The sequence below is a fragment of the Bacillus litorisediminis genome (assembly GCF_022808645.1).
GTDB classification, from domain to species: Bacteria; Bacillota; Bacilli; order Bacillales; family JC228; genus Bacillus_BF; species Bacillus_BF litorisediminis.
Genome location: NZ_JAKZKT010000007.1, coordinates 75,123 through 87,105 on the forward strand (window position 1 = coordinate 75,123; position 11,983 = coordinate 87,105).

General features: G+C 40.2%; 10 protein-coding genes. 3 read left to right on the forward strand and 7 right to left on the reverse strand.

All coding sequences use genetic code 11. The annotated features are described in order from the left end of the window. Positions 1 to 2: 2 nt before the first annotated feature. The gene (locus MLE14_RS05485) at positions 3 to 1,676 is read right to left on the reverse strand and encodes a peptide ABC transporter substrate-binding protein (RefSeq protein ID WP_243297342.1); all 1,674 of its coding nucleotides are present in this window, start codon (positions 1,674 to 1,676) and stop codon (positions 3 to 5) included. 141 nt (positions 1,677 to 1,817) lie between these two features. Here MLE14_RS05485 and MLE14_RS05490 point away from each other — a divergent pair, with 141 nt between their 5' ends. Then, positions 1,818 to 2,195 (forward strand): DUF3899 domain-containing protein, encoded by a 378-nt coding sequence (locus MLE14_RS05490; protein WP_243297343.1) that lies wholly within the window; start codon positions 1,818 to 1,820, stop codon positions 2,193 to 2,195. Here MLE14_RS05490 and MLE14_RS05495 read toward each other — a convergent pair. The 3 genes from MLE14_RS05495 to MLE14_RS05505 form a co-directional block, all read right to left on the reverse strand. Beyond that, positions 2,180 to 3,106, reverse strand: a complete 927-nt coding sequence (locus MLE14_RS05495) for a dipeptidase (protein ID WP_243297344.1) — start codon at positions 3,104 to 3,106, stop codon at positions 2,180 to 2,182. The two genes, MLE14_RS05490 and MLE14_RS05495, sit on opposite strands and share 16 nt — an antisense overlap. A gap of 12 nt (positions 3,107 to 3,118) precedes the next feature. Continuing rightward, the gene (locus tag MLE14_RS05500; RefSeq protein WP_243297345.1) at positions 3,119 to 3,817 is read right to left on the reverse strand and encodes a gamma-glutamyl-gamma-aminobutyrate hydrolase family protein; all 699 of its coding nucleotides are present in this window, start codon (positions 3,815 to 3,817) and stop codon (positions 3,119 to 3,121) included. A 316-nt stretch (positions 3,818 to 4,133) separates the two neighbouring features. Further along, positions 4,134 to 4,331, reverse strand: coding sequence for a hypothetical protein (locus tag MLE14_RS05505; RefSeq protein ID WP_243297346.1), 198 nt, complete (start codon positions 4,329 to 4,331; stop codon positions 4,134 to 4,136). A gap of 72 nt (positions 4,332 to 4,403) precedes the next feature. On the opposite strand from MLE14_RS05505, the gene MLE14_RS05510 reads away from it, so the two are divergent. Further along, positions 4,404 to 5,087 (forward strand): hypothetical protein, encoded by a 684-nt coding sequence (locus tag MLE14_RS05510; protein ID WP_243297347.1) that lies wholly within the window; start codon positions 4,404 to 4,406, stop codon positions 5,085 to 5,087. 38 nt (positions 5,088 to 5,125) lie between these two features. Beyond that, on the forward strand, positions 5,126 to 6,748 hold the full coding sequence (locus MLE14_RS05515) for a glycosyl hydrolase family 18 protein (RefSeq protein WP_243297348.1): 1,623 nt from the start codon (positions 5,126 to 5,128) through the stop codon (positions 6,746 to 6,748). Positions 6,749 to 6,812: 64 nt separating this feature from the next. Here MLE14_RS05515 and MLE14_RS05520 read toward each other — a convergent pair whose 3' ends face one another. From MLE14_RS05520 to MLE14_RS05530, 3 genes are all read right to left on the reverse strand, one after another. Then, positions 6,813 to 7,571 carry an HD-GYP domain-containing protein gene (locus tag MLE14_RS05520; protein WP_243297349.1) on the reverse strand — a complete coding sequence of 253 codons (759 nt, stop codon included), beginning with the start codon at positions 7,569 to 7,571 and terminating at the stop codon, positions 6,813 to 6,815. 1,203 nt (positions 7,572 to 8,774) lie between these two features. Then, positions 8,775 to 9,704 (reverse strand): manganese-dependent inorganic pyrophosphatase, encoded by a 930-nt coding sequence (locus tag MLE14_RS05525; RefSeq protein ID WP_243297350.1) that lies wholly within the window; start codon positions 9,702 to 9,704, stop codon positions 8,775 to 8,777. Between the two features lie 134 nt (positions 9,705 to 9,838). Continuing rightward, positions 9,839 to 11,575, reverse strand: coding sequence for a phospho-sugar mutase (locus MLE14_RS05530; protein ID WP_243297351.1), 1,737 nt, complete (start codon positions 11,573 to 11,575; stop codon positions 9,839 to 9,841). Positions 11,576 to 11,983: the final 408 nt, after the last annotated feature.

Genomic DNA, 11,983 nt, shown 5'->3' on the forward strand with positions numbered 1-11,983 from the left:
GCTTATTCTTCAATGTATGTCCATTTAAATGAATAATCTGGACCACTTGGATGTTGGACTAACCCCTTAATCTTACTCCGCTGTAATAAAGCTTGACCTGATTGATATAAAGGTGCAATGGCAGCATCTTCCTCAAGCAGGATTTTTTCAATATCGAGAAGCATCTGATAACGTGCACTAAGATCCGTTTCTGATCTGGCTTGTTCTACAAGAGAATCTAGATCATTATTAACGTAATCCATTCTGTTTGTAGAGTTGCCTTCAACCCACATATCAAGATATGTCATAGGGTCACTGTAGTCTGGCCCCCAAGTTGATAAAGAAATATCATATTCAACCGCTTTTTCAATTTCGAGACGCTGTGCAAAAGGAACAGCCTTAATTTCCAGCGTAAATCCTGGAAGATTTTCTTGCAGCTGCGCTTGCAGATACTCAGAAATTTTCTTGCTTAACTCTGCATCCGAAGTATTAATCGATACAGTAACACTATCTTGGCCAATCTCTTCTAGACCTTTTTGCCATAACTCCTGAGCTTCTTCGACTGTTCCCTTATTGAAGTCACCGTTCAACTCACGGTAATCCTTTCCGTCAGGTGAGAAATAGAAGCCAGCTGGGACAACTCCATACAATGGCTGTGCACCATTTTTCATAATAACATCTGTCAAGCCTTGTTTATCAATGGCCATGTCAATTGCTCTGCGGATATTTTCGTTTTTAAGAGCCGGGTGATTATGGTTAAAACGTAAAAACCCAATCCCTGAAAGTGTGGAAAGTGAAAAATCTTCGTGAGAGCTATATTGATCAACTAATTCAGCAGATAATATCACGCGATCCAGTGTACCTTCTTCGAATAGGTTAGCTGACGTCATTGAATCTTTTACAACCGTGACATGAATTTCATCCAATTTTACGTTAGCTGCATCCCAATAATCCGGGTTCTTTTCATATTTCCAGCCTTGCTCTTGTGTCCACTCTACCAATTTAAATGGTCCATTTGCTAAGATATTTTCCGCTTCAAGAGCGTACTGGTCACCCATTTCTTCAACAAATGCCTGATTTTGTGGCAAGAATGTCGGGAAAGTAAGCAAGGTTTCTAACAATGGGTTTGGTGCTTCTAGAGTAACTTCAAGTGTTTTATCATCTTTTGCGGTAACACCTAATTGGTCAGCAGTTGCCTCACCATTCATAATCTTTTCTGCATTTTTAATGCTTGCCGTTACAAACATGAAGTTATATGGTCCTGCTTCAGCCATAACCCGCTTCCAAGCATACTCAAAGTCATGGGCTGTGACAGGCTCACCATTACTCCACTTTGCATCTCTTAGAGTAAAGGTATGTACTAGTCCATCATCACTCTTCTCGTGATTCTCTGCCATCGCTAAAATTGGCTGATGCTTTTGATCCTGACGATATAATCCTTCATTGACATTATTCAGAACAGTAAAAGCAACAGCATCGTGTGCTTGCGTCGAATCTAATGTAGGAATATCAGCTGAGGCATCCATTTTTAAAATTTGGGCGACTTCAGTATCTGTATTATCTGTTCCGCTTCCATCTCCCTCACCATTACCGTCTGAGCTACTGTCACCGCCCGATGATCCAAAATTACATGCTGACAAAAACATAGAGCCCAGTAACAGTAGAATTAATATTGAAAACCAGCCTTTTCTCTTCATCCATGTTCCCCCTCTTAAAATAGAATTTTTTAATAATTGTAAATGTTCCAACCAATAATAGCAAGATATCTATTAAACTATTCGAAATATTTATGTAACATGATACACTGAGAATACTAGAGATATAGGAGTTGTTTTGTTTTGAAAAAAAATATTTCGATCATTGGCACATCGCTGCTCTTATCCGTTATCATTCCTTTCTTTTATGATCAGGGGTGGAGTTTTTTATACTGGATGGATAGTGTTTTTTTAATAGGACTTTTCTTATTAATGATTGGCGGGGTCTTACTTTTAATTGAAGGACAGTTTTTTACAGCTTTTATTAGGAGTACTAAGCATTTTTTTAAAACTATTAGTAAAAAAGAGCAGATTATTCAAGAAATTGAAGGTAAAAAAGAAGAAAGGACTCGGGGGTACCGAAAATCCTTCCCTTCTGCGAAAATTTATTGGTTTGTCGGTCTTAGCTTTTGCTTAATCAGTTTACTGTTTTCCACATATATCGTTTATTTAGGACGATGATTTAAAAAGTTTTGGTATGCAAAGCCCTTCACTTGATCCTCTGAATAATATTTTAATAGTTCATTGATTAAATTTTGATACATAGAGGAATCTTCTAAGTTAACAGGGTAGGTTGTAATCCCGTCAAAATCCGAACCAAAGCCAATTTGGCTGACTCCTCCTAATGAGCAAAGATGATCGATGTGTTTAATTATATCAGCAATGGTTGCCCTCCCGCTCTCATTGATAAACGGCGGGCAAAACACAACATGTATTAAACCATTTTTCGCAAACATCGCTTTAATTTGGTCATCCCACAGGTTTCGGACATGATTACAGAGCACCCGCGCATTGGAGTGGCTGGCTATTGGGTAGTCGGCACAATCCATGACATCCCAGAAAGCTTTTTCACATAAATGTGAGACATCTGTAAACATCTTATGCTCATTGAGGAACGCAACAATTTCACGGCCAAACTTCGTAAGACCGGCACCGCGCGGCTCTCCAGCTCCATCCGCTGCCAGGTTCGCGTTATTCCAGGTTAACCCCACGGAACGGACGCCTAGTTGGTAAAGGATACTGAGCTTATGCATATCATTGCCAATCGCATCAACGCCCTCAAGGCTTAACATCGCACCAATCTCGCCGTCCTTAAGATTGTCAAAATCCTCCCATGCTTTGATTTGCTTCATCTCAGGGTTGTTGCCAAGCACATCCGTGTAAAAATAATGAACCTGATCAAGCGCAGCCTGCCACTTTTCTTCTGCCTTCATGGAAGGTTCAATAAAAATTGCAAATACTTGAGTCTTTACGCCGCCTTCCTGAAGCCTTCTTTTATTGGTATCTAGCTCGGGAGAATCACTAAACGTCAAGTTTCCTTTAGAATCGTACAATTTCATTAGTGCGTCACAGTGTAAGTCAATTACATTCATAATGTTCACCTCTTAACAAGATTGGATAAAACGTTTAAAAATCTTTTTCGAAATCTCATCCCCATTGGCAGCTAGTGGTTCAGGATGCCATTGCAGGCCGAGTACAAACTTATGCTCTACACTCTCTATCGCTTCTATGATTCCATCGGATGCGGTTCCCGAAATTGTGAGTGGTTTCGGAACATGACGGACTGCCTGATGATGGAATGTATTGACCTTAAATTTGGTCTGTCCCGCAATGTCAGCTAGCAAACTATCTTTCTCTACATTGACATAATGGGATAAGTGAGAGCGGCTCGCCTTTTGTGAATGCTGAAGAAGCTGCTGATCATGCTGCGCATAAATATCCTGGAACATATCTCCTCCTACCGCGATATTGAGAATCTGAATCCCGCGGCAGATTGCCAAAATCGGTTTATTTAGGGCTAGTGCCTTCACAATAATTGCCAACTCAGAACTATCACGCCCCGGTGAAATCATCCCTAAATTCGCATGAGGCTCTTCTCCAAACAAAGTCGGATCTATATCCCCGCCACCCGTAACCAGGATTCCATCCAGTCTTTCCAGCAGCTGGTCGACATCATCATCTATGCCAATCGGCAAAATAACCGGAATTCCCCCTGCCTCCAATACAGCCTGAATATAATCATGGTTTAAGGTATGCTTACAGTCTAGTTCCACATGTGATGTAATCCCAATAACTGGTTTCAAATCATAACCCCCTATCATCTGTTAGTTTAACTTTATTACTATTTTAATTTTCGAACAACTTATTTTTTTAATAAGTCAACTTTCGCATTAAGTGTATAAATTTTAATCGTTGTTTGGATTGAACATTCGGTTCAACGGAGCTGGTGTCCTTTTTTGCAAGCAATAAAACAGCGGCCGGAGTGCAAACGGGCCATGGTTCCGCTATTTAAGACAAAACCGGCATTTTTCAAAAGTTATCGGTCCCTGGTTCCGTTATTTACACGAAACCGAGCAATGTTTAAATGATTTTCGTCAAATAGCGGAACGTTAATCCGCTTTAGTCTGCAAAACAGCGGTTTTTTTCGAAATAGCGGAACATTAATCCGCTAAGAAAAGCAAAATCAACTGGAACGTACAATGGGGCGACTGGTGTTCCACCGATTTCACTCTCTGAATAGTATATGGCGATTGCTGATATAAGTGGATCAAACTTGCTAAGAATTACTTCCCCTTTCGATTCCCAATCTTTCATCAATTTCCTTTTCTTCTCATATTTCGCCGCTTTTTGAAGAAACTAAGAAAGATGTTCAAAAAGAAAGGTGATTGTATGAAACAGCATTTTTTACATTTCCTTCAAGGTATTGCAGTAGTGTCTCTCTTGGTATCCTGCAGTCCCCAGCAACAGGATGAATCACAAGAAAATCTTGATGGGTCTGACCCGTATCAGGAACTAACAAACCAATTGCCTCCGGCTCCCGATCAAATAGAGAATCCTACAGGACAGATTCCTCACCAAACAAAGCTCGTACCAAATGAAATGGATGACGAGACGGATCAAAGCGAAAAGATTTCTCAGGCAGATAGATTGGCTTTTCATGATTTCAAAGAGAGATGGAATTCTTTATCAGAAGAACAAGGCACTGCCTTAGAAATAAGGAGATTTGAAAAAACTCCAATTGATCAAGGGGTCATGTATATATCAGATTTCCAGAATGGCCTCGTTCTTCGCGTATATGTTTACGATGATACCATCAGAGGCTTACAGGTAAATGAACGTGCAGAAACCATGACGGAGCGTTTTCAGCTATTGACTGCCATGAGTCAAATTTATTTAATCCTTAATCCCGGAACAGAGCCCCATCATGCGGATTATCTGTTTAATGAGTTTGGGATTGGGCCAAACGCTAATTTTGAAAATGTTCAGCAAAGAACGATTGAATACAATGGGATTCAATATACGATTACTCCTAAGGATGAGGAGTATCAGTTTGACGCGTTCTATGTTGACTAGTTAATAAATGATTAATAATAAATTGAAAGGATATAAAAATGAACGATAAAAATACATTCATGATTGTAGTCCTTTCATTTACGGTTGTCTTTCTTACCATTGCTGTGCCTGCGTCTGCTAAGTTTAATATGTCTTACTTATATTTTGGAAATCCAAACCAGTATATAACCCACATCAGCCGAACGAATGACAGCCTCAATGTTATTTCTCCAAATTACTTTGATATAACTGATCAAGGTAAGCTGAATGTAAATTGGACTCTCCAATCAGCTTTTATTACAGAGATGCACAGACGCGGGATCAAAGTCGTGCCTTTTTTATCAAACCACTGGAATAAAACTGCGGGAATCAATGCTTTGAACAATAAAGAGCAACTTGTAAATGACATTGTTGCGGCTATAAATGCTTATCACTTAGATGGAGTAAACGTCGATATTGAAGGCGTGGGGCATGAATACCGGGACGCTTTTACCGAGTTTGTGAAGCTGCTGCGAAGTAAGATTCCAAGTCAGAAAGAGCTTTCTGTTTCCGTTGCAGCCAATCCGAATCATTGGAAAACAGGCTGGCACGGTTTTTATGATTATAAAGCCCTGTCCAAATATGCTAATTACCTGATGATTATGGCCTATGATGAAACATGGGAAGCCCCAGACAGTCCAATTGGGGCTGTTGCCAGCCTAGGGTTTGCTGAACGTTCGATTCAATATGCGATCAATCTGGGGGTTCCCAAAAATAAAATTGTGATTGGACTCCCCTTCTATGGACGAATCTGGAAGCTAGACGGGCCGACATTAGAGAATCAGGTTATTACAGGAAAAGGAATTTCCATGAATAAAGTTGAACCCCTCGTTGACCAGTTTAATGGGGCATACAGATTTGATGAAAAGAGCCAGACTCCCTACGCTGAGTTTACTATTCCGAAAGGAAAATCCACTTTTCTTGGAAGCACAAAATTAACAGAAGGCCGATATGTGGTTTGGTATGAAAATGAACGATCGATTAAATCGAAGCTCCGGCTTCCTATGAAATATGGCATTAATGGGACAGGCTCGTGGTCATTATCTCAGGAAACTCACTCTATTTGGGATTTTTATACGTTATGGTTAAATGGCCGTTATTTTAAGGATGTACCGGTTGGCTTTTGGGCAGAAAATAATATCCATTTTGTCTCACAGGAAGGGTGGATGCTCGGAACAACGAGTACGACCTTTGCACCTAACTCTACTCTGACTCGTGCTCAAGGAGCTGTTATTTTAGTACGGGCACTCGGAAAAGATGAAATGAAGCCAAACGCATATAAGTTTACAGATTTAAAAGGGCACTGGGCCCGAAACGAAATTGAGATTGCAAGAGAATTAGGATATCTGCACGGGAAAAGGCCTGATGTTTTCGGACCTAATGACCCGCTTACACGAGAACAGCTCGCGCAAATTTTAAATAATATTTTTAACTACCCGCTTGAGCCAGCTGCGGAAAGTCCATTCACCGATGTGGAAATGGATAGGTGGTCGTATAGATCTATCATTGCGATTTATCAGCAAGGGTATATACAAGGCTATGACAACAACCTTTTTAAACCTGAAGCCAATTCAACCAGAGCGCAAATGGCAGCACTGATGGACCGGATGAAAGAGGACTTTTTCAGGATAAGGAATGAATGAGTCGCCCTAATAAAAAAACCTGTTACCCAACCGTTTGAGGTTCAGTGACAGGTTTTTCTCTTTACTAGAAGTTTTGCATAACCGGCTTTTCTGGAAAAATATGAACCATATCCATAAAAGTTTGCAGGCATTGAGTATCAAACATACCGGAGTCATGCAGGAGTACTTGCATGGCAACGACGGCAGACATCGGCGGCCGATAGGGTCTTTCCAGTGTAAGGGCTGAATATACGTCGACAATCATTAAAATTTTTGTTTCAATCGGAATATCCTTTTCGAATACTCCATTCGGATACCCGCTGCCATTTAAGCGTTCATGATGATCTCGCGCCATCCTGCATATCTGCTCTGAAAATGAATATTTCTTTAAAATCTCGTAGCCTTTTACCGGATGCTCCTTTACAATTTCAATTTCTTGATCAGAAAGCGATGATGGTTTTGCGAGAACTTCCCTTGGGATTTCAATTTTTCCAATGTCATGGAGTAAAAGCCCGGCTCCCATTGTTTCAAGATTAGCGACTCGAAACTTTTTTAACAGTAAAATACCTGATATAAAAACATCAATCGAATGAAAATAGGAGTATTTTTCCCAGCTTTTTAATGTTTGTAAAAGGGCATATACTTTTTCATTTAATACAATTTGGATAAAGAGATCCTCAACAAATGAAAAATCATCGGGATTCAGCAATAATTGACCAAACCTTTTTTCAGACCCTAAAACCGTTAACGCATGATAAAAATCATCCTTTAGGTGATTTCTGCGTTCAACTATATCTCTCTTTCTGAGAGTAATCGTATGTGGTGGAAGCTTCTGTATATGCACTAAGTATGTACCCCCTCGTTGATTTGGCCATTAGCTGCTGCTGTGGTTTTTCTTTATTAAAAACCAGGATATTTAAAATTAATTTTTTCTTAATGTGAACATTCTTCCTTTATTTATCGGCAATAGTACGGGAATTTTAAGCAATTTGACTACTATTCATATCGATAACTTTTTATAGGTATTCAAATTTTCCCTCTAAAGTTTGTGCCACTTGGTGAAATATTCAATGATTGCCAGATAAAATTCTTACAAAAAGAGGGAAATTACATGAATGGAGGAAAACGAATGGGGTTATTGCGAAAGATGGCCTCTGCTTCGTTGTTCCGAAATAGTTCTGCATGAAGTCGAGAGTAATGGTCAACACTAAAAAAGATCAGGTGCTGGTAACACTTGATCCTTTTGGAAACTTGGGTCTAACCGATATTCAGGTGCCGGCAACACTTGAGTTGAACTGTGACCGCTCGAAAGTTTTCAAAAACAGCAACTGCCTTCCCTGTCTGGGGTAGGGTGGTTGCTTTTTTATTTGGAGTTTTGCTGCATTACCCCACCCCGCCAACAAGAACTAAATTTTGACCTGTAGCCATTGATTTTGACCGATAGAACCTGTGATTTGACCGATAGAAACCTTTTTTTGACCCATAGAACAGGATTTTGACTGATAGAAGCCAATTTTGACTGATAGAACTAGATTTTGACCGATAGAACCTGTGATTTGACCGATAGAAACCTTTTTTTGACCCGTAGACATCAGGATTTGACCCATAGAACAGGATTTTGACTGATAAAACCAGATTTTGACCGATAGAAGCCAATTTTGACCGATACAACAAGATTTCGACCCGTAGAAACTGATTTTGACCGATAAAACAAGATTTTGACCCGTAGAAACTGATTTTGACCGATAAAACAAGATTTTGACCCGTAGAAACTGATTTTGACCGATAAAACAAGATTTTGACCCGTAGAAACTGATTTTGACCGATAAAACCTGTGATTTGACCGATAGAAACCTTTTTTTGACCCATAGACATCAGGATTTGACCCATAGAACAGGATTTTGACTGATAGAACCAGATTTTGACCCATAGAAACTGATTTTGACCCATAGAAACTGATTTTGACCGATAGAACCAGATTTCGACCCATATCCTAAACAAAAAACAACCCCCGCTCTATACGGAGAGTTGTTTCTTTTTCACACCTTTATTTTGACAAAACATCTGTTAATACAGGGACGATTTGTTTTTTGCGGGAAACTACGCCTTTGAGAATGGCTTTATTGTCATCCAATTTTACACCAAAGGCCTGTTCGACGGCACTTGCTTTGTCACCCAACGCAATTCCGACAGAATCGTTGTTTAGAATGTCAGTCACAACAAAGAAGAAGAGATCTAGGTTCTTCTCAGCAATTACTTTGTTGAGTTCGCTTTCAACTTCGGCTTGGCGAGAAAGAACATCATTGACATCGACTGCATTGACTTGGGCAATTTCGACTTTTGCGCTGCCCATTTGGAATTCTTTTGCATCAAGAGAGATAAGTTCCTTAATCGTTTTTTCACTTAAGTCTGCTCCGGCTTTAAGCATGTTGAGTCCATAGCTCTCAGCGTCCACTCCTGCAATAGCTGCTAATTCTTTTGCAGCTGCGATGTCTTCATCTGTACAAGTAGGAGATTTAAATAATAAAGAGTCAGAAATAATCGCAGATAACATTAATCCGGCGATTTCCTTACGGATTTCTACTCCTTTTTCTTTATATAACTTCAGCAAGATAGTGGCGGTACAGCCAACTGGTTCTGCACGATAGTACAATGGATCACTGGTTTCGAAGTTTGCAATTCTATGGTGGTCAATAACCTCAAGCACGCGGACTTGATCAATGTCACTTACACTTTGCTGGCGCTCATTGTGGTCGACCAAAATGACCTCATTCACTTCGTTAGCCACTGTTTCAACTAAACGGGGAACCTCAACACCAAAGGAATCTAAGGCAAATTGTGTTTCGCCATTAATGGTCCCAAGCCGGACTGGTTCCGCATTTACCCCTAATTTATTTTTCAATTCTGCATACGCGATGGCAGAGCAAATCGTATCTGTATCAGGATTTTTATGTCCAAAAACTAATACTTTACTCATCGATTGATCGACTCCTTTCTATCTGTCATTATGTATTAACCCATTACCATGTAAAATTATACTCGGGCTTGTTCTAAAGTTCCAGAATTTCATTTATGGCAGAAACAGAGCACTTTTAGTGCCCCGCTTCTTAATTAGGCTTTGACAAGTGCCTGAACCTTGTCCATTACGGCGTCTTGCAGCTGATTTAATCTGTCTTCACTTTCCGCTAGTGACGATCCTTTTACAGCAAAGTAAAACTTACATTTTGGCTCAGTACCGGATGGACGGACACAGAACCATGATCCATCCTCCAAGTAGTATTTCAAGACGTTCGAGCTTGGCAGATAGATTTTTTCCTTTTCCCCTGTTTTAAGGTGAACCCGCTCACTAGAATCATAGTCTTCAACGGTTACAATTGAAACCCCGTTGATAGACGTCGGAGGGTCTTGGCGGAAGCTTTCGAGAATACCTTGAATCTGTTCCGCGCCATCTTTTCCTTTTAACGTTAAAGATTTTAAGCCTTCACGGTAATAGCCGTATCTTTGATAGATTTCTAACAGTCCGTCATATAGTGTTTTTCCTTGTGATTTATAAAAAGCAGCCACTTCTGCAACAAACAGGGCTGATTGGACCGCGTCTTTATCACGAACAAAATCTCCGATTAAATAGCCATAGCTTTCTTCATACCCAAATTGGAAGCTATACTCTCCAGTTGTTTGATACTCCTTAATTTTTTCACCGATAAATTTGAAGCCAGTTAACACATCAATCGTTTTTAATCCAAAACTCTCGGCAATCGCACGCCCAAGTTCAGAGGTAACAATGGTTTTTAATACAACTCCGTTAGCAGGGAGAATTCCTTTCTCTTGTTTTTGTGACAAAAGATAATAGAGCATTAAGGCACCCGTTTGATTTCCTGTTAAGACTACATATTCTCCGCCTTCGTTTCTCACGGCAACTCCAAGCCGGTCGGCATCAGGGTCGGTCCCAAGCAAGAGGTCGGCTCCTGTTTCATTTCCGTAGCGAATCGCAATTTCAAATGCTGCAGGCTCCTCTGGGTTTGGTGATTTTACAGTTGAAAAATTTGGATCTGGCTCTTCCTGTTCTTTCACAACCGTTACATTTTCAAATCCAAACGCCTTTAACCCATCACGGACAGGATGATTCGCCGTACCATGAAGAGGTGTGAATACAATTTTCAGGTCTTTACTAATGCGGCTGACCAATTCACGATTTAATTGAATGGTTTTTAGTTTTTCCAGATAGGCCTGATCGACTTCTGCCCCAATATAATGGAGAATACCTTGTTCAAGCAGGTCTTTTTCATCCGCCACATCAACAGTCAGCTCGTTTTCTACCTTGTTAATGTAATGAATAATTGTATCAGCTGCTTCAGGGGGAAGCTGGCCTCCATCCTCCCCGTAGACCTTAAATCCGTTATATTCTGGAGGGTTATGACTCGCGGTTATGACAGCACCGGCAAAAGCGCCATAATAGCGTACAGCAAACGACAGCTCAGGAGTTGGCCTCAAGTCTTTAAATACATAGGATTTTATGCCATGCTTACCCATCGTTTTCGCAACTTCCAGGGCAAATTCAGGAGATTGGCGGCGTGAATCAAAGGCAATCGCAACACCGCGCTGCTTCGCATCTTCTCCTTGTTCCACGATATATTTGGCGAGACCTTCCGCAGCACGCCTTACCGTATATATGTTCATCCGATTAGTTCCAGGCCCGAGTTCGCCGCGCATACCGCCTGTCCCAAATTCTAAATGTTTATAGAAGCTATCTTCTTTTTCCTTGTCAGTCATTGCAGTTAAGGCCTTTTTTAAGGTCTCATCTAAATTTTTAAATTGGATCCATTTTTCATACTCTTTTTCCCAAGACAATCCGATCACTCCCTGCTCATTATATATTTCTATCATACAATAATTTAAATTTTAAAATAATATAAAAATCGATTTTGACATCGAAATGTATCATAATTTAAACGAATGTTTAAATATCAACATTAGTCCCCGTGAGCAGGTTGTCCAATTTCTTTGTGAACAAAGTGCTTTCCTTTTATTAAAATAGGGAGATTTACTACTTTCATATAATATATTACGAATCATGGCAAGTTATGTTGACAGTGTTCGAAAAACTTGGGTTTACCGAGTTAACGTCTTAGCGATCGTCACCTGCTCCCCCCTAAGCCAGATTAGCACGACCCCTGAACGATAACTGGTAGAGTTAGCCTTGTCAGTACGGGGTTACATTGTTTCACACAATGAGACCCTCTGTTTGATTAATGCTTT

Coding starts and splice junctions, on each gene's coding strand:
- MLE14_RS05485 (WP_243297342.1), bottom strand. CDS start 1,676: ATGAAGAGAAAAGGCTGGTTTTCAATATTAATTCTACTGTTACTGGGC.
- MLE14_RS05515 (WP_243297348.1), top strand. CDS start 5,126: ATGAACGATAAAAATACATTCATGATTGTAGTCCTTTCATTTACGGTT.
- MLE14_RS05495 (WP_243297344.1), bottom strand. CDS start 3,106: ATGAATGTAATTGACTTACACTGTGACGCACTAATGAAATTGTACGAT.
- MLE14_RS05510 (WP_243297347.1), top strand. CDS start 4,404: ATGAAACAGCATTTTTTACATTTCCTTCAAGGTATTGCAGTAGTGTCT.
- MLE14_RS05525 (WP_243297350.1), bottom strand. CDS start 9,704: ATGAGTAAAGTATTAGTTTTTGGACATAAAAATCCTGATACAGATACG.